Raw genomic sequence first — 21976 nt, 5'->3', positions numbered from 1 at the left:
CCTACGGGGTCGGCGAGACCGGATCGGCGCAGAAGGCGACCAGCTCGCCGCGGGCCTTGCCCTGCTCGATCAGCTGGCCCACCTCGAGGGTGACGTGCTTCAGCTCGCCGAGCGGGGAGCGGATGATGGCGCTCTCCCGCCGCCAGGGGGCGATCGTCGGCGGGGCCACGCAATGGTGCTGCTCGAGCATCGCGGCCAGCTCGGGCTGCTCCCGCTTCGCCAGCGACCGCGGCTCGGTCGGGGTGGTGATGGCCACCAGGCAGAAGGCCGCCAACGCCGTCAGCGCGCATACCTTCATGGCGACGACGACGAGCGTCAGAGGTCGCGTGGTGTCCGAGTGCACGACGTATCCAACGACTGATCGGTGTCGCGGTGACGGGTCGTTCCGACACTATGACGAAAGTCCCATCCGGACACCGGGAGCGGAGCCGGAGCAGAGTCGCTAGTGTCGCGTCATGCCTTCCCGTACGTCGTCCTGGTTCTCCTCGCCCGCCGAGGCCGTCACCCGTCTGGGAGACGTCGGCTACCTGGCGGACGCCTCGACGGCGTTGACGACCTATCTCGCGGGCGCGCTGGAGAAGCCGGTGCTCATCGAGGGGCCCGCCGGGGTGGGCAAGACCGAGCTGGCCAAGGCGATCACCCGGGCCACCGGCGCCGAGCTGGTCAGGCTGCAGTGCTACGAGGGCCTCGACGAGGCGCGGGCGCTCTACGAGTGGAACTACAAGAAGCAGCTCCTCCGCATCCAGGCCGCCGGTGACGGCCAGGCGTGGGAGGAGACCCACGACGACATCTTCTCCGAAGAGTTCCTGCTGACCCGGCCGCTGCTGACCGCGATCCGCCGCTCGGAACCCACTGTCCTGCTCATCGACGAGGTGGACAAGACCGACGTCGAGGTCGAGGGACTCCTGCTCGAGGTGCTCTCCGACTTCCAGGTGACCATCCCCGAGCTCGGCACGATGACCTCGACCCGTCGGCCGCTGGTCGTGCTCACCTCCAACGCCACCCGCGAGCTCTCCGAGGCGCTCAAGCGACGCTGCCTCTACCTCCACCTCGACTACCCCGACGCCGACCGGGAGCGCGAGATCGTGCTCTCCCAGGTGCCCGGGCTCGACGACAAGGTCGCCCGCCAGCTGGTCTCGGTGGTGGGCAGGCTGCGCGAGCTGGAGCTCAAGAAGTCGCCCTCGATCGCCGAGTCCGTCGACTGGGCGCGCACCCTGATCGCGCTCGAGATCACCGACCTCTCCGACAAGGCCGTCGCCGACACCCTCGGCGTCGTGCTCAAGCACTCCTCCGACGTCGATCGTGCGGTCCGAGAGCTGCGGTTGAAGCGGTGACCCTCCTCGACCGGCACATCGAGTTCCTCGAAGCTCTTCGGGGAGCAGGGCTGCCGGTGTCGCTCTCCGAGGGCCTGGACGCGGTCACCGCCCTCGGCCTGATCGGCTGGAACGACCGGACCCAGGTCAAGGAGGCGTACGCCGCGACCCTGGTCAAGCGCGCCAACCAGCGCGCCACCTTCGACGGCCTCTTCGAGCTCTACTTCCCGCGGATGGTCGGCTCGGGCACGTCGCCCTCGCTGACGGGCGAGGCCGAGGCCACCGGGGCGGTGAAGGACGGACCCGAGGCGCTCGCCGAGTTCACCGAGCGGCTGGCGGCGGCGCTGGAGGCCGACGACGCCGAGATGCTCCGCCAGCTGGCCGCCGAGGCGGTGGCACGCTTCGGTGCGATGCCCGGCCGCGGCCCGGGACTGAGCTCGTGGTCCTCCTACACCGCGCTGCGCCGGCTCTCCACCGACGAGCTGACCTCGCGGCTCATCGAGGGCCTCCAGCAGGGCGGCTGGACCGAGGAGGAGGCGGCGCGCGTCGGGAGCCGGCGCGTGAATCGGTTCAGCGGTCTCGTCGAGGCCGACGCCCGCCGGCGGATCGCGGAGGAGAAGGGCCCCGAGCAGATCGCCAAGATCGCCGTACGCCCGACGATCGAGAAGCTCGACTTCCTGCACGCGCGGCGGGCCGACCTGGAGGCGTTACGCCGCGAGATCTACCCCTTGGCACGCCGGCTGGCGACCAGGCTCACCCAGGAGCACCACGCTCGCCGGCGCGGAGCGGTGGACCTGCGGCGTACGCTGCGGTCCTCGATGTCCACCGGCGGCGTGCCCGTCGACCTGAGGTATCGGCCCAAGCGGCCGCACCGCACCGAGCTGGTGATCCTGTGCGACGTGTCCGGGTCGGTGTCCAACTTCGCGACGTTCACGCTGATGCTCGTCTTCGCGCTGCGCGAGCAGTTCGGCAAGGTGCGCGCGTTCACGTTCGTCGACGAGGTCCACGAGGTCACGTCCTACTTCCGTCCCGGTGCCGACCTGGTCGACACGATGACCGAGCTGACCAGGGCGACCGAGCACGCGGCCCGGATGGGGCGCACCAACTACGGCCGCGCCTTCTCCCTCTTCCAGGAGCGGCACGCCGACGCCCTCGGCCCGAAGTCGTCGCTGCTGATCCTCGGCGACGCCCGGTCCAACTACTCCGACCTCGCCGTCGGCTCGCTGCGCGCGATGGCCGAGTCGGCGCGGCACTCCTACTGGCTCAACCCCGAGGTCCGTACGCAGTGGGACACCGGTGACTCGGAGGCGACCCGCTACGGGTCGATCATCGAGATGCGGGAGTGTCGCAACCTCACCCAGCTCTCCGAGTTCGTCCACGACCTCGCCTGAGCGGGGCTTGACCGCTGTCGGGGACTGCCTTCTTCGTGGTCGGCGGCCCCAGTGTGGCCGGGAAGCAGTCGCTCCTCCGGAGGTAGTCGCTCGCGGTGAACGAAAATTCATTCACCTGGCGCTGGCCGTCGGGCCCCGGGAGGTGAATGAAAATTCGTTCGGGTCTCGCCGCGAATGAATTTTCATTCACCCACCCAACAAGACCCTGCTCGAACGAAAATTCATTCGCCTCTGCGCTACTGCAGCTTCAGGTCCAGCCCGTAGACGATCCGGTCAGCGACGCCTACGGAGTCGGTGATGCACACGACCCGGTCATCAGCGAGGAAGCGACGCCGGTCGGACAACACGGGTGTGCCGTCGGGGATCTGCAGGTCGAAGGTCTCCTGCGGTGTCGGCATCCGGGACTCGATGTCCATCGCGACCGTGGTGACCTTCACGCCGACCGTGGCCAGCAGGTCCTTGATCGGCGGCTGCGGCCAGTCGTCGGTCGGCGTGGCCAGCGGGGTGTCGATGACCAGCGGGTACGGGATGTAGGCCGTGGTGCGGTATTCGGCGGTGTCGCCGCTGATGAAGAACGTGTAGGTGGTGCTGAGCAGCTCGCTGCGCGGGTCGAGGTCGAAGGCCTCCCCGAGCTTCTCGCCGGCCGCGACGACCTCGTAGGAGTGCTCGACGGAGATGCCGTCGTCCGGGCCACGCGGCGGCTGGTGGTAGGCCGCGTCGGGCTTTGCCGGGTGGCTCGGGTCGGTGATCAGCATGCTCATCAGGTCGTAGCGGGTCTTGGTGGCGTCGCGTACGAAGACGCCTCGGCCCTGCTCGCTGGTGATGAGGCCTTCGTTGCGCAGCACCGCCAGGCCGCGCCGGATGGTGGCGCGGTCGTAAGGGAAGGTGTCCATCAGCTCGGGCTCGGTCGGGAGCCGCTCGCCGGGGAGATAGGTGCCGTCGTCGATCTGGGCCCGCAGATAGTCGGCCACGTGGAGGTATTTGGGCAGGCCGCGCGGACGGGGGTTGCTCATAGGAGAACACGTTACTGAGCCGTACAGATCCCGAATAGCCGCATAGCCCCACCCTTTCCGCCTTGACCCGTTGCAATGAGTGGACTTATGGTCGAAGTCGTCTCGGGGCGTTGGGCGCACGGCCCAGCTGTGAACCGGCGTCTCGGGGCACTCAACGACGAGAGCCATCGACATTCCTTGGGGGGAATTCGTGTTCGTAGACGACCGACTCAGCATGGGAACCAGCGGGAGGCCGCCGGTCCTGGCCAAAGACCCGTTGGTCTACCGGACCGACCGGGGCAGCTTCTGGCACCTTCGCTCGGCCAAGAAGAGCAACGGGTACGTCCTGACCATGTGCGGCCGCCGGCTGGGCACCTGGCACGTGCTGCCGCCGCGCCGGCTCAGCAAGGTCGCGCCCGACCAGGTGTGCGTCGGGTGCCTGCGCAAGACGCCTATCGGCGAGGTGAAGCGGCCGAGCGGGTCAGGCAACCTCGAGAAGGCTGAGGTCGGTGAGCCACTCGACCGGCGCGATGTCGTCGGTGTAGACCGTCCCACCACGAAGCCCCGGCTCGAGCCGGGAGGCGGAGTCGGTGAGGGCGCCGGCCAGGTCGGCGGGCTGCGACTCGGCGGTGGCGGTGAGGTTGGCGGCGGGATCCGCCTTCGGGTCGACCGTCGCGATCAGGTGGGTGTTGGTCGGGCCGGAGTCCGAACGCCAGACGGCCTCGCCGAACGAGGTCCGCAGCGTTGCGGTGAGGACCTTCTCCAGCGCTGTCGAGCCCTCCGGGTGGGCTGAGTTCACGACGAGCACGCCGCCCGGGTTGAGGTGGGCCTTCGCCAGCGCGAAGAACTCCTTCGTCGTCAGGTAGAAGGGGATGTAGGGCTGGTGGTAGGCGTCGACCATGATCGCGTCGTACTTCCGGGTCTGCTTCTGCAGCCACGGGCGGGCGTCGGCGGTGTGGAGGTGGAGGTTGGGCTGGTCCTGGAGGTCGAAGAGCTCCTGACCGACCTTGGTGACGTCCTCGTCGATCTCGACGGCGTCGACCCGGGTCTCGGGGGCGAAGTGACCGAACTGGCGCGCGGTCGTCCCGGCGGCCGAGCCCAGGATCGCCACCGACTTCGGGGCCTCCGCGCCGGCGTACGACAACGAGAGCATCTCGTCCCAGTAGGCGCCGGTGAGCCACTCGCCCTCGGTGTAGACCGAGTGCACCGCGTGGCCCTCGTTGAGCTCGAGGTAGCGGCTGCCGTCGTCGTACTCCACCACGCGGGCGTACTGGTACTCCGTCTCCTTCTCCCAGATCACCTCGCCGCCGTTGCTGGTCAGCGTCTTGATCGACCCGGTCGGGAAGGCGATCAGAGCGAGGATCGCCACCGGGACGACGGCGGCCGGCAGGCGCCGCTTGACCAGGTGCGGGATCGCGCAGACCGCCATGCAGAGAGCGAAGATCAGGAACGTACGCCGCGTCCCGACGACCGGGATGAGGAACAGCGAGGCGGCGAAGGTGCCGACCAGTGAGCCGACCGTCGAGATCGCGTAGAGGCGCCCGGCCGCGTGGCCGGCGTCCTCGACGGCCTCGACGCTCAGGCGGACCGCGTAGGGGCTGACGATGCCGAGCAGGAAGAGCGGGATGGCCAGCAGGACGCCGACCCCGACCAGCGAGCCGGCGAAGGTGGCGATGCTGAGCTGGTCGACCGCCTTGACCGCGAGCGGGAGGAACGGGTCGGCGATGAACGGCACCGCGGCCAGGAGGGCGGCGGCGACGAGCACGATCTTGGCGAGGCCGGAGGGGTGCGGGTTCCGGTCGGCGATCCGGCCGCCGACGGAGTAGCCGATCGCCAGCGCCACCAGCACCGTTGCGATCGTGTTGGCCCACACGATCGTCGAGTCACCGAACCACGGAGCGAGCAGTCGGGCCGCGGCCATCTCCGATCCCAGGGTGCCGGCACCGACGGTGAAGACGAGGAGCTCGAGCGCACGCGCACGCAGTTTCATGGAGGTGAACTTATCCGGCGACTCCAACGTCCGCACACGGACCCGGTTCAGGCGTACGTCGCGCCCTGATCCGGTCGAGCACAGCGGGCTGCCCGAGGAGGACGCCACCGAGCACCAGCGCCATCCCGAGGGCGCTCACCGGGGTGAGGTGCTCGCCCGCGAAGGCGAGGCCGATGAGGATGCCGGCGACCGGGTTGAGCAGGCCGACCAGCGACACCGCGGCCGCGGGCAGCCGGCGGGCGCCGCGGAACCAGACGGCGTAGGCGACGACCGTGCCGACGAGGCCGATGTAGGCGTAGCCGCCGACCGCCGGGAGATCGAGCGAGGGCGGTGGGCCCTCGACGAGGAGGGCGACGGGGGCGAGCACGAGGCCACCCAGGACGAGCTGCCAGGCGGTGAAGGTGAGCAGTCCGACCGGCGGCTGCCAGACCTTGACGAGGATGAAGCCGGTGGAGAAGACGGCCACCGAGGCGAAGGCGGCCAGGACGCCGACCAGGTCGAGGCTCGCGCCGCCGCGGAGTACCAGCAGGGCCACGCCGATCGCGCCGACGACGCCGGCGGCGAGCGAGCCCGTGCGTGGCCGCTCGCCGGCGAACGCCCAGGCCAGCAGCATCACCACGATCGGCGAGACCGCCGTCAGGGTCGCGGCGAGGCCGCCGGGGAGCCGGTAGGCCGCGACGAAGACGAGGGCGAAGAACGCCGCGAAGTTGAGCAGCCCGAGCGCGGCCGTGCGCCACCACCAGGAGCCGCGGAGCAGCCCCGGCCGGAGCGCCAGGAGCAACAGTCCGAAGGGGAGCGCCCGGACCACGGCACCGAACAGCGGACGGTCCGGCGGCAGGAACGTGGCCGTGACGAAGTAGCCCGATCCCCATGCCACGGGGGCGATCGCGGTCAGTGCGAGGGTGATCAATCTACTTTCCATGGAAGAGATAATATCTTCCACGTCAGATATATTCCAGTGTCATGGCAGACCACGTCTCAACCGTGATGGCGCAGTGGGAGCGCGAGCGTCCCGACCTCGACATCACCCCGCAGGCCGTCATCGCCCGGCTGCACCGCCTCGCGCTGCGACTCACCGACGAGCTCGTCGAGGTCTACGCACAGCACGGACTGGGCGAGGGGGAGTTCGACGTGCTCGCGACGCTGAGACGGCAAGGCGCTCCGTACGCCCTGACTCCGAAGGAGCTCGGCGAGCAGACGATGGTCTCCTCGGGAGCGGTCACCAAGCGGGTCGACCGCTGCCTGGCCCAGGGCTGGGTCAGCCGGGGCCGTCGTGACGAGGACGGTCGGGGGCGCCGGATCACGCTGACCGAGAGCGGGCGTGAGCTGATCGACGCGGCCTTCACCGACCACATCGCCAACGAGCACCGTCTGCTCGCCGTCTTCAGCGCCGCCGAACGGCGGTCGCTCGCCCGGCTGCTGGAGAAGTGGGCCGAGCAGACCGGGGCTTGAGCTTGCCCCAAGGGCAGACGCCAATCTGATGACACCGGTGACCTTCACCGGGGAGGATGGTGATCATGAGCGAGCGTCAGCGAGCGACCACAAGGCTCAGGCGACCGCTCTCGTATTCTGGCGCTTGCGCCACGGGAGCGGTCGCATGAGCGGGCTGGAGGGGCTGGTGAACATCGGCGACTTCGCCCGGGCGACCGGGCTGACGCCGAAGGCACTGAGGTTGTACGACGACCTGGGTCTGCTGCCGCCTGCGGAGGTGGACCCCCACTCGGGCTACCGCCGCTACACGTCTGACCAGGTAGGACTCGCCCGGCTGGTGGCGACGCTGCGCCTGGTCGGGATGCCGCTGGCCCGGATCCGGGAGATCCTCGACATGCCACCCGCCGCCGCTGCAGCGGAGGTCGAGAGGTACTGGCGGCAGGTCGAGGCCGACACGGCGACGCGGCGCACCATGGTCTCCATCCTCGTCCACGCGATGAGGAACGAGGCACAACCGATGACAACCACCACCGACAGACTGCACGCTGAGTTCGGCGTCAGCCACGAGCAGGGTGGCCGCGCCACCCAGCAGGACGCCATCCTGGTGACCCCCGAGCTGATCGCCGTCGCCGACGGTTTCGGGGACCGCGATGATCTCGCGGGTGCGGTCCTGACTGCGTACGCCGCGGGCGGGCTGTCCTCGGCGATCCAGGAGGTCTTCGCCGAGGTGCCGAAGTCGGGCACCACCCTGACCGCGATCGACCTGCACGGCTCCGTCGCGCGGATCACCCACATCGGCGACGCGCGGGTCTACCTCGTGCGGGACGGGGACGTACGCCAGGTCACCCATGACCACACGGTGGTCGCCGCCATGGTCGAGGCGGGCCAGCTGACTCTCGACGAGGCTCGTTCCCACGAGCACCGGGCGCTGCTCAACCGCGCCCTCGTGCCGGGAGTCGTCGCCGACGAGATCTCGCTCGACCTGCTGCCCGGCGACCGACTCGTGCTGAGCACCGACGGCGTCCACTCCTACGTGGACGACCTGGCCGCCCTGATCATCGCCGAGGCCGGTCCGCAGGAGGTCGCCGATGCGGTCGCGACCGCCGTGGTCGCTGCCGGGGAGCCGGACAACCACACCATCGTGGTTGCCGATCTGGCCTGACTTCTCTGGCATTCCCTGCACTTTTCTGGCATTGCAACGCCTGAGAAGTGCAGGGATACCCGGTTAACCGGGTATCCCGCGGCCTAGCCCCGCCGCCACCACCGACGTTTCGGCGGTGCAGACTCCTCACCCAGCTCGGCCGCAGCAGCGGCGAACGAGTCCCGAAGGGAGGGGTAGACCAGCTCGATCTCGGGGTGCTCGGCGAGGGTCTGGGCGATCCGGCGGGTGAGCCGCTTGCCGACGGTGGCGATGTGCCGGACGACGGCATCGACCTCGTCGTCGGTGAGCTGCTGCGGGTGGAACGGCTTCTGCGGCTTGGCCCGCAACAGCTCCCGCATGGGCTCGAGGGAGTCGATGTCGTAGCGCAGAGCCAGCGCGTGCAGCTCGTCGTCGGCGACCTTCCGAAGGCGTTCGTGATCCGCGGGCGGGATCAGGGTGTAGGTCGTCGGCCCGAGGGGACAGGACTGGAGGTGGATGTCGAGGCGCTCCTGGAGCTGCGGCCCGAGCGGGAGGACGTTGAGCGCCCGCTTGATCTCGAGAGCGTGCAGCGAGTAGGAGAGGTTGACCTTCCGCAAGGACAGGTCACCGAGCCCCGCGGTGTCGATCCCGGCGGTGTCGAGCAGGTCGGTGAGCAGGCTGTCGCCGACGAACAGCTCGGGAAGGTAGGGCCGGAGCACCAGCCGGGAGCGCACCGTCTCGGAGTCGAGCGCGCGGTAGAGGTGCTCGTGTCCCAGCCACCCGCCGTAGGCACCTGGCGACGGCTCGAACGGATCGACGTGCGAGAGCCGCTTGACCCGCTGGTTGTAGTCGGACTCCAGGAAGGCGAGGGGATCGCGGACGTACAGGACGAACCGCGCCTCCGGCGGCAGCAGCTCGGCGATCCCGGGCAGCTCGGGGAGGAACGCCTCGGAGGAGAGCAGCAGCGTGTGGCAGCCGCTCGCCTCGAACTCCTCGAGAGTCCCGGCGACCTCCCGGCGCGAGGCCACGAAGAGATGCCCGGAGCGTTCCATGAGCGCCCCGGCGTTGCCGGCGCTGACGCCGTTGGTGTCGACGCGGTGCTGGGGGTAGAAGATGCCGGACCGCGCGAGCTCGTCCGTATGGGTGCTGAAGAACGCCTGGACTGCGGAGGTGCCCGTCTTGGGGAGGCCGGCGTGGACGACGATGGACTTCACAGGGACCGATCCGGTAGGCGTCAGAGGGCCCACCGCGATCGGCCAGCCGGTGACGGGCACCGGTTCGCCGGGGATGGCGCAGAGGGCGAACTACACCGTATCGACTCAGATCCCTGTGGCAACCCCGCGTCGTCTAGCCGAGATATCCCAGACTGCGGATCCGCCCGATCTCCTCACGCAGCTCGCCGTGGCTGGCGTTGTCCGCCGCCCGCCCGCCGGCGATGTAGTGGCTCTCCTCCGCCGCGGTGCCGTCGTAGACGACCGTGAACCGGTGTCCGACACCCGCGTTGATGAGCCCGCCGAGCAGCGCGACGGGATCGGAACGATCCTCCAGTGACAGCACCCGGGTCGTCTCAGGGACCCTCGGCGCCGCCGCGCCCGGAGCGCCCACGGTGACCACCTGATCCACGACGTACGCAGCCCCGGCTGCCGCCGCGATCGCGGCCGCCGCGGTTCCTCCTGCCGCCGCGCCGACGAGCATCACGTGCGAGCCGGCCTCGACCGTCTTCTCGATGGTCCGCGAGGCGGTGGCGATGTAGTCGGAGAGGTCGCCGGAGACGAGCCGAAGCCGGCGGCTGCCGGTGTAGGGGCCCGGGAGATAGGCGATGTAGCGCCCGGGCGCGGTCTGCTGGACCGCGACACCGGACTCGGTGGCCTCGAGCGTGCGGATCAGCTCCTCGATGGTCGCCGGGGTGCCCGCGGTGACGTCGCCGCCGACGTGCGTTCCCTCCTCGGTCGCGGCCAGCGCCCCACCGACGTCACGCAGCGCGTGACCGGCGTCGGTCGTGAACGCGTCGATGCCCGCAGCGCGCCGCGCACCCGCGGCGGCCGCCGCAGCGTCGTCGCCGCGGGGGAAGTCGGCGGTGAGCAGCGAGCGCAGCTCGAGCGACTCGAGCAACCCACCGCCGGTGGCGATGTGGTCCATCAGCTCGGGGTGGCCCTGGGCGAGCTCGCCGAGGTAGGCGGTGACGCCTTCACGGTCGAGCGCGTCGGTCTCGATCAGGCCGGCGGAGAGCAGCGACCCGCCGAGCTCTACCTCGGGGGCGAGGTAGTCGAGCGCGTTGGCGGCGATGGCACCCAGCGAGCGGCGGGCCGCTGCCTGGAGCTCGTCGATCCAGCGGTAGGTCTGCACCGTCGCGCGCACCGAGACGGCGTCGGCGTCGAGCGCCTGCCCGAGGCCGAGGACACCACCCTTCTCGGAGACGGCGGCGCGGATCTCGTCCTCGGCCGGCTGCCAGGTCTTCGCGGAGAGCTCGGCCGAGTCGGTGACGTCATCGTCGGCAAGGATCGCGGACCCGAGCTCGGCCCACTCGCGCAGCTGCGCGCCGGCGTCGCCGATCGAGCTCGCCAGACCGAGAATCTGGGCGTACTTGTCCTCCGGTCCCGCCGTCGGCAGCGCCGGGTCGGCTGTGCCCTCCGGGACCGGGCCCAGACGGTTGGCCGGGTCGTTGGCTGCGTTGTTGGCTGCGTTGTTTCCGGGCTCGTTCATCGGGCCACCTCCGCGAGAACAGGGGCAAGGTCTGCGGCGAGCTCTGACGGCTCCACGCTGGTGATCAGCAGCGTCAGCTCTCCATCGAGCGACACCGTGCGCATCGAGCGCCAGCCGTCGTTGACCAGCGTCCAGGAGACGGTGCCGATCAAGGGACTTTCCGGGTCGGCGGTCGTCGCCACGACCGCGCGCAGTCGACCATGGGTCTCGTTGGAGAGGGCCTCGAGGGCGCTCGAGACGACGACGTCGCCCGCGGTCAGCACGGGCACCAGGTCGCCGCGTCCGGTGCGCAGCGCCTCGAAGACGGCATCGGCCGTCGCGAACGGGACCTCGAGCTGGTCGGGCACCGCCGAGGTCAGCCGGGCGGTGTCACCCGGCAGCGTCGCGGTGCGTCCGAGCTCGGCCGCCCAGGCCGCGGAGGGATACCAGGAGAGCTCGAAGACGAGCCCGTCCACGGTGGCGAGCGAGGCGGCCGCGTCGCCCTTCTGCCGGTGCCAGGCACGCCCCCGCAGACCGTCGACGACGACATCGAGGTCGATGACCACCTCGGGAGTCGCGAGGAGCCCCAGGGCACCGGCGATCCCGGAGTCGAGGGTGCCGTCGGCGTCGAGGAGGTCGCGTCGCTGCAGCGAGGCGCTGCCCTCACCGAAGCCGTCGACCGCGCGGGCCAGGGCCTCGGCCTCGGCTGCCGAGCGGGTACGTCCCAACCGGGCGTCGAGCCCCTCCTCGCGGTGCGTCGCGACCTCGAAGGGGAGCGGCGCCCCGATGGTCTCGCAGGCGTGGGTGAGCTCGGGAAGGGTCAGGCCCACCCGGCGGGGCACCCCTGCCCACGGCTCGGTCGGCGCCGCCGGCGCGGGTCCCAGGTCGATCGTCGTCATCGAAGGGTGACCTCCAGCCAGTCCTTGTGGCCCGGCTCAGGGGCCTCGAATCCGGTGAGCTTGCCGTCGGCGATCAGCGCCTCGGCGCGTGCTTCGGCCTCGGCGATCTGCTCCTTGAGCAGGTCGACCTGCTTGAGGTGATTGGCCAGGGTGTCGGCCGCCCGATCGTGCTGCTCGGCGGTGATGCGCAGCGCGGTGGCACGCTCCTTCATCCGCCCGCGGAGGGACTCGGCCGCACGACCGTGCCACGGCACGGCCTCGGCCTGGCTCACCAGCTTGTCGGCACTCGCGCGGATGTCGTCCGCCTGCTCACGCAGACGGTTCACCCGACGACGGATCACGTCGCTGTCGCCGTACATATCCCTCCTCAGACAGTTCTCTGAGATGGTCCTACCCCGCTGTGCGAGTTCTAAACGTAAAATCCTGAACTTTCTCAAAATCGCCAGCGACGCCTAGCGAAGGACGGTGGAGAGACGGTCGAGGCCCTGCTCGATCTCGGCGGCGGAGCCGGCGAAGGAGAGACGTACGAAGCGATGGCCGTCGACGGGATCGAAGTCGATCCCGGGAGCCATCGCGACACCGGTGCGGTCGAGGATCTGATGGCACCAGGCCATGGTGTCGTCGGTCCAGCGGCTGACGTCGGCGTAGACGTAGAACGCGCCGTCGGCCGGAGCCATCTCGGTGACGCCGAGCGAGCGGAGGCCGTCGAGGAGTACGCCGCGGTTGGCCGCGTAGCGGGTCACGTGGCCGTCGAGCTCGGCGTAGGCGTCCGGCGTGAACGCGGCCACGGCGGCATGCTGGGCGAGCGCCGGCGGACAGATGGTGAAGTTGCCGACCAGGACGTCGATCGCGCGCCGCAGATGGGCGGGAGCGAGCAGCCAGCCGATGCGCCAGCCCGTCATCGAGAAGTACTTGGAGAACGAGCCGAACACGACGGCGTCGCGCGAGGTCTCCCAGGCGCTGCGGCCGCGGCCGCCGTCGGTGGCGTACGTCAGGCCGTGGTAGATCTCGTCCGAGATCAGCTGGATCCCGGCCTCCTCGCAGTAGCGCGCCAGTCCGGCCAGCTCCTCGGGGAGCAGCATCGTGCCGGTCGGGTTGGCCGGGCTGGCCACCACCAGGCCCTTCAGCCCGACGCGCTCGTGCAGCTCCTGCACCTGCCCGACGGTCGGCTGGAACCGCTCGGCCGCACCCGTCGGGATCTCCACGACCTCGCAGCCGAGGGCCGCGAGCACGTTGCGATAGCAGGGGTAGGACGGCCGGGCCATCGCCACCTTGTCCCCGACGTCGAAGGCCGCCAGGAAGCTGGCCAGGAACCCGCCGCTGGCACCGGTCGTGACGATCACGTCCTCCGGGGAGACCTCGATCCCGTGCCAGGCCCGGTGATGCCCGGCGATCGCCTGCCGCAGCTCCAGGATCCCAATGGCCGGCGTGTAGCCCAGCGGGTCACCGCTCTGCAGGAGCCGCACCGCCTCGGCGGTGACCGCCTGGGGCGCCCCCGTCGACGGCTGTCCCGAGGTGAGCGAGATGAGATCGGCGTACGTCCGCTGCCTCTGCGCCGCCCGCTCGAGCATGTCCATCACGTGAAAAGGAGGCACGTTCGCGCGTTGGGCGACAGTCAGGCGGTCCATGGGAGCAAACATTAGGGCGTGGCTGAGGATGGCCCGGATGCCGCCGGGCAATTCTCGGACACGCCCTAAGATGCAGTCCCAGAGGTCGGAGGGGGGCCCGACGCAGATGAGCTTCGATGTCCATCAGCTCGACATGTTCGTGCTGATCGGCTCCCTGGTCACGCTCCTGGCGATCATGGCGGTCCGGGTCTCGACCAAGGCCGGCCTGCCGTCGCTGCTGATCTACCTGCTGATGGGTGTCCTGCTCGGTGAGTCGGTGCTCGGGATCCGCTTCGACGACGCGGCGGTCGCGCACGCGATCGGCTTCGGCGCGCTGGCGCTGATCCTGGCCGAAGGTGGTCTGACGACGTCCTGGAAGGACGTACGTCCCACCTTCGGTCTCGGCATGATGCTGGCCACGGTCGGAGTGGTGGTCTCGATCGGGATCGTCGCGGTGGGGGCGCACTATCTGCTCGGGCTTCCCTGGCAGCTGGCGTTCCTGCTGGGGGCGGTGACCTCGCCGACCGACGCGGCTGCGGTGTTCTCCGTGCTGCGCGTGGTGCCGCTGCCCAAGCGGCTGACCGGTGTCCTCGAGTCCGAGTCGGGGCTCAACGACGCCCCGACCGTGGTGATCGTGACGCTCATCGCCAGCGGTGCGATCGGGGAGAACCCTCCGGTCGTCGTGGCCGGGATCGTGGTCGGCGAGCTGCTGGTGGGCATCGTGATCGGTCTGATCGTCGGTTTCGGTGGTGCGTGGCTGATGCGCAGGGCTGCGCTGCCCTCGGCCGGTCTCTACCCGCTGGCCGTGCTGACCCTGGCCTTCCTCGCCTACGGCGGGTCGTCCTGGCTGCACGGGTCCGGGTTCGCGGCGATCTACGTGGCAGCGCTCGTGCTCGGCAACACCGACCTGCCCCACCGCGGTGCCACCAGGTCGTTCGCCGAGGGTGTCGCCTGGCTGGCGCAGATCGGGCTCTTCGTGATGCTCGGGCTGCTGCTCTCCCCGGGACGTATCGACCTGCGGACCATCGGCCTCGCCCTGGCCGCCGGGCTGATCCTGACCTTCATCGCGCGGCCCGCGTCCGTGCTGGTCAGCACGGTGGTGTCCCGGATGTCGTGGCGCGAGACGGTGTTCGTCTCCTGGGCCGGGCTGCGTGGGGCGGTGCCGGTCGTCCTCACCACCATCCCCCTGGCCGAGGGGGTCGACGGTGCCGAGGAGCTCTTCGACCTGGTCTTCGTGATGGTCGTCGTCTATACGCTGCTGACCGGGCCGACGCTGCCCTGGGTCGCTCGGGTGCTCGCCGTCGCCCGCCCCGACGACCCTCGATCCCTCGACCTCGATGTCGCGCCGCTGGAGCAGATCGCGGCAGACCTGATCCAGCTCCGGATCCCGCGCGAGTCGCGCCTCCATGGCGTCGAGGTCGGCGAGCTCCGGCTGCCCGCGGGATCGTCGGTGTCGCTGCTGATCCGCGACGGACAGACCATGGTGCCGGAGGGCACCACCGTGCTCCGCGCTCGCGACGTGGTCCTGGTCGTCGTGCCCCGCCACCAGCGGGAGAAGGCGGAGCGGCGCCTCGAGCTGGTCAGCCGGAAGGGCCGTCTGGCCGGGTGGCTGCGCTGAGGGCAGAGCCCTACTCGACCGGAGGGCTGCAGATCGTGGCGTCCGCCTTGGCGGTCACGGTCTTGTCGCCGCCGGTGACCTCCGGGAAGTTCTCGCCGGTGACGACCACGATGCCAGGGACGTCGGACTTCTTCTCCACGATCTTCGCGTCGCCGAGCCAGCTCGCGACGAGAGCGGCGGAGGGCGCGTCCTTGTCGGGCGTCCACACCTCGACGGTCCTCAGCTTGGTGCCGCTGGGGGCGTTGCCGGTCCGACCCTTGACGAAGCCCTCGTCGACGAGGTCCGTCATCGCCCGGGTGGCGAGCCCGGCCCGCGTGCTCGCGTTGAGCACGGTCACGACCACCTGCGAGGGGTAGACCTCCGAGCCCTTCTTGACCGGGGTGTCCACGCACGGCCCGACATCCACCTTCTGCGGGAAGGGTGCGGTCATCGCCTTCCATCCCCAGGCACCGGCCAGAGCGACCGCAGCCGCGAGGACGGCAAGGATGATGAACGTACGAAGTCCCGTGAGGGCCGAGTCGAGCATGGTGCCGAGCCTAACCGCTCGGCACCCGCTAGCCGAGCGTGTGCACGCGGGCGTGGAGCACGTTGCGCTGCTGGAGCGCCGCACGGAGCGCCCGGTGGAGCCCGTCCTCGAGATAGAGCTCGCCGTTCCACTCCACGACATGGGCGAAGAGGTCGCCGAAGAACGTCGAGTCCTCGTTGAGCAGAGCCACCAGCTGGAGGGTGTCCTTGGTGGTCACCAGCTCGTCGAGACGTACCGTCCGAGGAGGCAGCGCGGCCCACCCCTTGGTCGTCAGACCATGGTCAGGGTAGGGGCGAGAATCGCCGACACGCTTGAAGATCACCCTCGTGACTGTATCGCCCCGCAACCAAATACCAACATAGAGTCCTCGTCATGACGGATGCTGCTGCTCTCTCAGAAGCGGTCGGGCCCGGCTACCAATTCGAGGGTTCGGCCCTCGAGCTCGGGGGGCTGATGGCGGACGCTGAGACGTTGACGGAGACGCCGATCCGCATTCCTTTGGGGATGCTGAACAGGCATGGCCTGGTCGCCGGTGCGACCGGCACGGGAAAGACGAAGACCCTTCAGCTGCTGGCCGAGCAGCTCTCCGCGGCCGGGGTCCCGGTGTTCGCCGCCGACATCAAGGGCGACCTCTCCGGTCTGTCCGTCCCGGGCGAGTCGAGCGAGAAGCTGACCGCGCGGGCAGCCTCCGTCGGACAGGCCTGGCAGGCGCGCGGGTTCCCGGTCGAGTTCTTCGCGCTCGGCGGCGAGGGCACCGGCATCCCGGTCCGGGTCACCGTCGACGCCTTCGGCCCGACGCTCCTCTCCAAGGTGCTGGGCCTCAACGAGACCCAGGAGTCCTCGCTCGGACTCGTCTTCCACTACGCCGAGAAGACCGGCCTGAAGCTGGTCGGGCTCGACGACCTGCGGGCGGTGCTGCAGTGGCTGGTCTCGGATGAGGGCAAGGCCGATCTCAAGGATCTGGGCGGCCTCTCCTCCGCCACGACAGGGGTGATCCTGCGTACGCTCATCGCCTTCGCCGACCAGGGCGCGGACGAGTTCTTCGGTGAGCCGGCCTTCGCCGTCACGGATTTCGTACGCAACGAGGGTGAGGCCGGGATCATCTCGCTGCTCGAGCTGCCCAACCTGCAGGACCGGCCGGCGATCTTCTCGACCTTCCTGATGTGGTTGCTCGCCGAGCTCTTCCGGGCGCTTCCCGAGGTCGGTGACGCCGACAAGCCGAAGCTCGTCTTCTTCTTCGACGAGGCGCACCTGCTCTTCAACGACGCCTCCGACGCGTTCCTCGACCAGATCACCAACACGGTCCGGCTGATCCGGTCCAAGGGAGTCGGCGTCTTCTTCGTGACCCAGAAGCCGACCGACGTCCCCGAGGACGTGCTCGGGCAGCTGGGCTCGCGCATCCAGCACCAGCTGCGGGTCGCGACCCCCAACGACGCCAAGGCGCTCAAGGCCAGCGTCAACACGTATCCGACCTCGTCCTACGACGACCTCGGCGCGGTCATCCAGACGCTCGGCATCGGCGAGGCGATCGTGACCGTCATGAACGAGCGTGGCGCGCCGACGCCGGTCGCCTGGACCCGTCTGCGAGCACCCGAGTCGCTCATGGGTCCGGCGGAGGCCGCGGCGATGACGGCAGCCGTGGCGGCCTCGCCGCTGGCGGCGAAGTACTCCACGGCCGTCGAGGTCGAGTCCGCCGCCGACCAGCTCAAGGCGAAGACGGACGCCGCGGCGGCCGCACGGGCGGCCGAGGCCGAGGCGAAGGCGGCGAAGAAGGCCGCGCCGAAGAAGTCCTCGGGATCGCGCTCGCGGTCGCGGGACGACGACTCGATGATCGAGACGGTGGTGAAGTCGACCGCGTTCAAGCAGGCCGCGCGCACCGCCGCGAGGGAGCTCGTCAGGGGACTCTTCAAGCGCCGCTGAGCCACCTCGATATCTGATTGGCCCGGGCATGGGCAGACTCCTTATCGTCTGCTCATGCCCGACCTTCTCCTCCGGAACGTACGCATCGTTCCGCTCTCACCTCGGGCGGACGTGCCCGCCGGGGTGGTCGACGTCCTCGTCACCGACGGTCTCGTGTCGGCGGTCGGAGAAGACCTGCCCCGGCCCGATGGCGTCGAGGCGTACGACGCGGGTGGCCGCTGGCTGGTGCCGGGGCTGTGGGACGCCCACACCCACCTCGGTCAGTGGACGCTGCGGGCCAGCCGGCTGGACCTGCACGGCACCCGGTCACCGGCCGAGGCGCTCGCGCGGGTCGCCGCGGCGGCACGTGAGACCCAGCCGGGCGAGGCGATCGTCGGGATGGGTCACTCGGCCGGCACCTGGGACCGCTGGGGCACCGTCTCCGAGCTCGACTCCGTCACCGGCAGCATCCCCGCGATCCTGGTCAACCACGACTTCCATCACGCCTGGCTGAACACCGCGGCCCTCGACGCCCTGGAGCTTCCACGCCGCGAGGACATGGTGCAGGAGACGGAGTGGTACCAGGCCTATCCACGGGTCGCCGAGCTCTTCGAGACCAGCGGGAGCACTCCGGCCGCCTATCGCCGGATGCTGACCCGGACCGCCGCGCTCGGGGTGGTCGGGATGACCGACTTCGAGGTCGGTGTCCGGCTCGAGGACTGGCGGTGGCGCTGGGCCTACGGCTGCGACCTGCTGCGCGTCCGGGTCGCGACCTACGCCGACCAGCTCGACGAGGCGATCGCGTCGGGGTTCCGCACCGGGGACCCGCTGATCCCCGGCGAGGACCGGCTGACGATGGGACCGCTGAAGATCATCAGCGACGGCTCGCTGGGCACCCGAACGGCGTGGTGCTGCGACCCCTACGCCGCCGACCCGGACAGCTGCGGGGCGCCGAACCAGTCGCCCGAGGAGCTGACCGGGCTGCTGGGGAAGGCCCGCGCGGCCGGCCTCGAGGTGGCCACCCATGCGATCGGCGACCGGGCGGTGTCGGAGGCTCTGGCGGCGTACGCGGCGACGGGTGCGCGCGGGAGCATCGAGCACGCCCAGCTCGTACGTCGCGAGGATCTGCCGCTGATGGCTCGGCTCGGGATCACGGCCTCCGTGCAGCCGGCGCACATCCTCGATGATCGTGAGATGACCGAGGACGTCTGGCCGGGGAGGGAGGAGCGCTGTTTCGCGACCCGCTGGATGCTCGACGAGGGCGTGCGCATCGCGCTCGGATCGGATGCTCCGGTCGCGCCGCTCGACCCGTGGCTGGCGATCGCCTCGGCCGTCGGTCGCTCGCGAGACGGCAAGGAGCCGTGGCATCCGGAGCAGGCACTGACCGTCCAAGAGGCGCTGACGGCCTCGGTGGACGGCCAGACGACGGTTGCCCCCGGATCTCGCGGGGACCTGGCCTTGCTCGACGTCGACCCGCTCCAGGCCTCGGTCGGAGATCTGGCCGCTATCGCCCACGGCGGCGTCGTACTGACCGTTGTCGGCGGGCGGATCGTCCACCGCAGTCTCTAGACGCCCCCTCGAAAACCGCGAAGGCCCGGCCGTCCTTGGCCGGGCCTTACGCAACGGGATCGTGGATCCCCCCAATTCAGATGCCGGTCACGCGGACCAGCGAACCGAGTCGTCGACGAAGTCGGCGAACACGTGAACCCCGCGCAGGTCCTGTCGCTCGTCCATGAGCTTGGTCAGGGCGCTGGCGTGACGGAACTTGAGGCTGCGCTGCTTCGCGGCGCTGGTCGCCTCAGGCTCGATCGCGGTGAGTGTTTCCATCGAGGTCCCCCCTACAACGGATAGATGGTGTGCATCGTGGTTTGTCGTGCGCATCAAGCATCCCGCTCCCAAGTCGCGAGCAGGTTGTTTGAACGTTACAAGCCGGTTTCGGTAAAAGAAATGGCTGTCGATGCCTGTCGCGGTATCTGCCGAGCGATAGGGCCGAATCTCGCTAGACAAAGGCGACGGAGGATCAGTCCGAGGCAGTCTTGAGCGTGTCGACGGCCCGGCGGGCCTGCTCGAGGAGCCGCAGCGCCGCGCTTGCGTCGGGCAGGTTCGGCTCCGGGGACCAGAGCTGGTCGGCGTCGCGGACCGGGCCGGCGCCGTCGATGATCGGGTCGAGGTCGGTCACCAGCGCGCCCTTCGACGGGTCACCGGCGAGCGCCGCACGGATCGCGTCGCCGTCGATCGGGGACGCCGAGGCGATCAGGGTGGCGTTGCCGAACCTCGCTCCCGCGAGCGCGGACCCCTGCACGATCATCGCGACATGCTCGAAGACCGTACGCAGCGTCGCGAGCTCGCGACGGGTGAAGAGCAGCTCGGGGCCGGCGACGGAGTTCAGCACCAGCCGACCCTCCTCGCGCAGCGCACGGCGAGCGGCGGTCATGCACTCCTGCGAGGTGAACGCCGGCGGGATCCGGTTGCCGACGAAGATGTCGATGACGATGGCATCGTGGTCCGACCCCGGGTGGGCCTCGAGCCACGAGCGGGCGTCGGCCGTCTCCATCGTGATCCCCGCGGGCAGCGGAAACCGCGATCTGGTGAGCTCGACCAGGGCGGGCTCGAGCTCCACGATCGTCTGGGCGGTCGACGGCCACCGGTGAGCGACCGCCCGTGGCAGCGCCAGCAGGGCTCCGCCCAGGTGCGCGGCCGTCTGAGGCGCCCGGTCGCCGAGCGCCGCGAGCATCCACCGGATCGAGGCGAGCTTCGGCGGTTGTGCGGGATCACCGACGTGGGACTGCGCCACACCGTTGATCTCGATGACCCAGCCGTCCTCCTTGCGTACGAGATCGGCGGTGCTGCCGTCGGAGAAGACGATGCGCTCGGGGCTCCTGGATGGCCCGGAGGGTGTTGACATGCGTCGATCCTGCCAGACACCATCGCGCCCGAGCCGGGACATTCCGGTAGCCTTCTGGCGTTGTTGGGTCAGCGCCGAAAATACTCGGACATCGGGCGTGAGGAGTTCTTGCGGTGGAGATATGGGAGGTCGCCGAAAATGACGACCGGATCGAAGGTCTCACCGCCGACGGCAAACCGGACCCGGCCTACGCTGCCTCGCTCGGGCTGAAGGACGCGCCCCTGGGCCGTCGGGCGGTCGCCGCGGCCATCGACATCGCCTGTTATGTGGTCCTGCAGATCCCGTATCTGGTCTTCACGCTTCCGCTGCTGCTCAAGCTGGCCCAGGGCAAGTTCGGCTTCGCCCGGTTCCTGAGCCACCCCGACTTCATGCTGGCCGCGATCGCGGGCGGCGCGACCGTGCTGCTGACGCTGATCTTCGTCATCGTCCAGATCGTCTTCCACGGCCGTCGCGGCGTCACGCTCGGCAAGTCCATGGCCGGGATCCGGTCGGTCAACGTCAAGACGCTCGAGCGCCCCGGCGTCGGACGTGCGTTCCTCCGGGCCCTCGTGCTCTGGGGCTCCGGCATCGTCCCGATCGCCCCGATCGTCTTCCTCGCCTCGCCGCTGTTCGACAAGGAGAACCGTGGCCGCGGCTGGCACGACAAGGTCGCCGAGACCTGGATGGTCGACGTTCGCGAGGGCCTCGACCCCTACGACGAGAAGCGGATGCGTATCGCCCGCAAGACGGTCGCGGCCGCGCCCGTCGCGGAGCGGAAGTCCCTGCCCTCGCTCAGCACGCCCAACGACCACGACGCCGGCAGCTACCGTCCCGCGGGGCGAGTCAGCGCCGGCGTGCTCGGGGTGTCCCGTCCGAAGGCGAAGCGCGAGGAGCCCGGTGTCTCCCCGGGCGGTGCGCTCGCGACCCCGCCGTCGGGACCGGTGGCGCCGAAGCCGGTGACGCCGTCGATCCCGCCCTCCCGCGGTGTCGTGCCCAACCACGGTCAGGCAGTGCCCCCGCCGCCTCCGACCCCCACGCCGACGCCCCACCCGACTCCTCAGCCGATTCCGCCGACTCCTGCGCCGACCCCGACTCCTCAGCCGATTCCGCCGACTCCTGCGCCGACCCCGACTCCTGCGCCGACCCCCGCGCCGACCCCTGCGCCGACCCCTGCGCCGACCCCGACGCCGGCTCCGGCGTCCGCCACCGGCGGCCACCAGCCCGCGGCGCAGTCGCAGCCGCGCGGCATCATGCTCAAGGTCGACTCCGGCGAGCGGATCCCGGTGTCCGGCCTGGTGCTGGTCGGCCGCGACCCCGCCCTGACGGAGAACACGCTGGGGGCACGTACGGTCTCGATCATCGACGTGTCGGTCTCGAAGACCCACCTGTCGCTGCGTCCCAGCGGTGACGGGGTCGAGGTCACCGACCGAGGCTCGACCAACGGCACCGTGGTGATCCACGAAGGTGCCACCCGCCGGCTGAAGGCCTGGGAGCCGGTGCTCGCCCCCGTCGGCGCGATGATTCGCTTCGGCGACCGCTCGGCCCTGGTGCGCCGCGGGTGACGCGGCCCCGCCCGCACGATCTTGCTTCATGGTCTTTCAGACACGTTGACGAGGGGAACGAA

The 21976-nt window shown here is 70.1% G+C and carries 21 protein-coding genes; 8 read left to right on the top strand and 13 right to left on the bottom strand.

Translation table 11 applies throughout. From position 1 onward, the window contains the following. Window position 1 precedes the first annotated feature (1 nt). On the bottom strand, window positions 2-343 hold the full coding sequence (locus OG984_RS19295; RefSeq protein ID WP_328527822.1) for a hypothetical protein: 342 nt from the start codon (window positions 341-343) through the stop codon (window positions 2-4). A 112-nt stretch (window positions 344-455) separates the two neighbouring features. Between OG984_RS19295 and OG984_RS19290 the strand changes: the two genes are divergently transcribed. After that, entirely contained in the window at window positions 456-1334 is an 879-nt protein-coding gene (locus OG984_RS19290; RefSeq protein WP_328527821.1) for an AAA family ATPase, read from the top strand. Beyond that, window positions 1331-2704: a vWA domain-containing protein gene (locus OG984_RS19285; RefSeq protein ID WP_328527820.1), complete on the top strand. Its 1374-nt coding sequence runs from the start codon at window positions 1331-1333 to the stop codon at window positions 2702-2704. The genes OG984_RS19290 and OG984_RS19285 overlap by 4 nt, the downstream gene beginning before the upstream one ends. A 236-nt stretch (window positions 2705-2940) precedes the next feature. On the opposite strand, the gene OG984_RS19280 is transcribed toward OG984_RS19285, so the two are convergent. From OG984_RS19280 to OG984_RS19270, 3 genes are all read right to left on the bottom strand, one after another. Then, on the bottom strand, window positions 2941-3717 hold the full coding sequence (locus tag OG984_RS19280; RefSeq protein ID WP_328527819.1) for a GntR family transcriptional regulator: 777 nt from the start codon (window positions 3715-3717) through the stop codon (window positions 2941-2943). 460 nt (window positions 3718-4177) lie between these two features. Next, on the bottom strand, window positions 4178-5686 hold the full coding sequence (locus OG984_RS19275; protein WP_328527818.1) for a spermidine synthase: 1509 nt from the start codon (window positions 5684-5686) through the stop codon (window positions 4178-4180). Between the two features lie 10 nt (window positions 5687-5696). Continuing rightward, window positions 5697-6608, bottom strand: coding sequence for a DMT family transporter (locus OG984_RS19270; RefSeq protein ID WP_328527817.1), 912 nt, complete (start codon window positions 6606-6608; stop codon window positions 5697-5699). 41 nt (window positions 6609-6649) lie between these two features. On the opposite strand from OG984_RS19270, the gene OG984_RS19265 reads away from it, so the two are divergent. Continuing rightward, window positions 6650-7138 carry a MarR family winged helix-turn-helix transcriptional regulator gene (locus OG984_RS19265; RefSeq protein ID WP_328527816.1) on the top strand — a complete coding sequence of 163 codons (489 nt, stop codon included), beginning with the start codon at window positions 6650-6652 and terminating at the stop codon, window positions 7136-7138. Between the two features lie 145 nt (window positions 7139-7283). Next, window positions 7284-8279: a MerR family transcriptional regulator gene (locus OG984_RS19260; RefSeq protein WP_328527815.1), complete on the top strand. Its 996-nt coding sequence runs from the start codon at window positions 7284-7286 to the stop codon at window positions 8277-8279. A gap of 83 nt (window positions 8280-8362) precedes the next feature. Here OG984_RS19260 and OG984_RS19255 read toward each other — a convergent pair whose 3' ends face one another. The 5 genes from OG984_RS19255 to OG984_RS19235 form a co-directional block, all read right to left on the bottom strand. After that, window positions 8363-9451 (bottom strand): hypothetical protein, encoded by a 1089-nt coding sequence (locus OG984_RS19255; protein WP_328527814.1) that lies wholly within the window; start codon window positions 9449-9451, stop codon window positions 8363-8365. 133 nt (window positions 9452-9584) lie between these two features. Beyond that, window positions 9585-10940 (bottom strand): hypothetical protein, encoded by a 1356-nt coding sequence (locus tag OG984_RS19250; protein ID WP_328527813.1) that lies wholly within the window; start codon window positions 10938-10940, stop codon window positions 9585-9587. Beyond that, window positions 10937-11818 (bottom strand): hypothetical protein, encoded by an 882-nt coding sequence (locus OG984_RS19245; RefSeq protein WP_328527812.1) that lies wholly within the window; start codon window positions 11816-11818, stop codon window positions 10937-10939. Before OG984_RS19245 ends, OG984_RS19250 begins: the two co-directional genes overlap by 4 nt. Continuing rightward, window positions 11815-12177, bottom strand: a complete 363-nt coding sequence (locus tag OG984_RS19240) for a hypothetical protein (RefSeq protein ID WP_328527811.1) — start codon at window positions 12175-12177, stop codon at window positions 11815-11817. Before OG984_RS19240 ends, OG984_RS19245 begins: the two co-directional genes overlap by 4 nt. A gap of 93 nt (window positions 12178-12270) precedes the next feature. After that, the gene (locus OG984_RS19235) at window positions 12271-13446 is read right to left on the bottom strand and encodes an aminotransferase class I/II-fold pyridoxal phosphate-dependent enzyme (protein ID WP_328527810.1); all 1176 of its coding nucleotides are present in this window, start codon (window positions 13444-13446) and stop codon (window positions 12271-12273) included. A gap of 106 nt (window positions 13447-13552) precedes the next feature. Here OG984_RS19235 and OG984_RS19230 point away from each other — a divergent pair, with 106 nt between their 5' ends. Next, window positions 13553-15043, top strand: coding sequence for a potassium/proton antiporter (locus OG984_RS19230; protein WP_328527809.1), 1491 nt, complete (start codon window positions 13553-13555; stop codon window positions 15041-15043). 10 nt (window positions 15044-15053) lie between these two features. Here OG984_RS19230 and OG984_RS19225 read toward each other — a convergent pair whose 3' ends face one another. Both OG984_RS19225 and OG984_RS19220 read right to left on the bottom strand, forming a co-directional pair. Further along, the gene (locus tag OG984_RS19225) at window positions 15054-15569 is read right to left on the bottom strand and encodes a LytR C-terminal domain-containing protein (protein ID WP_328527808.1); all 516 of its coding nucleotides are present in this window, start codon (window positions 15567-15569) and stop codon (window positions 15054-15056) included. Window positions 15570-15597: 28 nt separating this feature from the next. Next, window positions 15598-15891: a type II toxin-antitoxin system VapB family antitoxin gene (locus OG984_RS19220; RefSeq protein WP_008356154.1), complete on the bottom strand. Its 294-nt coding sequence runs from the start codon at window positions 15889-15891 to the stop codon at window positions 15598-15600. Window positions 15892-15941: 50 nt separating this feature from the next. On the opposite strand from OG984_RS19220, the gene OG984_RS19215 reads away from it, so the two are divergent. Together OG984_RS19215 and OG984_RS19210 are read left to right on the top strand one after the other, a co-directional pair. Further along, window positions 15942-17489, top strand: coding sequence for a helicase HerA-like domain-containing protein (locus OG984_RS19215; protein WP_328527807.1), 1548 nt, complete (start codon window positions 15942-15944; stop codon window positions 17487-17489). Between the two features lie 54 nt (window positions 17490-17543). Next, window positions 17544-19037: an amidohydrolase gene (locus tag OG984_RS19210; RefSeq protein WP_328527806.1), complete on the top strand. Its 1494-nt coding sequence runs from the start codon at window positions 17544-17546 to the stop codon at window positions 19035-19037. 87 nt (window positions 19038-19124) lie between these two features. Here OG984_RS19210 and OG984_RS19205 read toward each other — a convergent pair whose 3' ends face one another. After that, window positions 19125-19295: a hypothetical protein gene (locus OG984_RS19205; protein WP_328527805.1), complete on the bottom strand. Its 171-nt coding sequence runs from the start codon at window positions 19293-19295 to the stop codon at window positions 19125-19127. Between the two features lie 193 nt (window positions 19296-19488). Further along, window positions 19489-20373 (bottom strand): spermidine synthase, encoded by an 885-nt coding sequence (locus OG984_RS19200; protein WP_328527804.1) that lies wholly within the window; start codon window positions 20371-20373, stop codon window positions 19489-19491. A 113-nt stretch (window positions 20374-20486) separates the two neighbouring features. On the opposite strand from OG984_RS19200, the gene OG984_RS19195 reads away from it, so the two are divergent. Continuing rightward, window positions 20487-21914 (top strand): RDD family protein, encoded by a 1428-nt coding sequence (locus OG984_RS19195; RefSeq protein ID WP_328527803.1) that lies wholly within the window; start codon window positions 20487-20489, stop codon window positions 21912-21914. The last annotated feature ends 62 nt before the right edge of the window (window positions 21915-21976 follow it).

It is taken from the genome of Nocardioides sp. NBC_00368, from assembly GCF_036090055.1.
Classification (GTDB): domain Bacteria; phylum Actinomycetota; class Actinomycetes; order Propionibacteriales; family Nocardioidaceae; genus Nocardioides.
The sequence above is the reverse complement of the archived record's forward strand: the minus strand, read 5'-3'. Positions and strand labels throughout refer to the sequence as shown.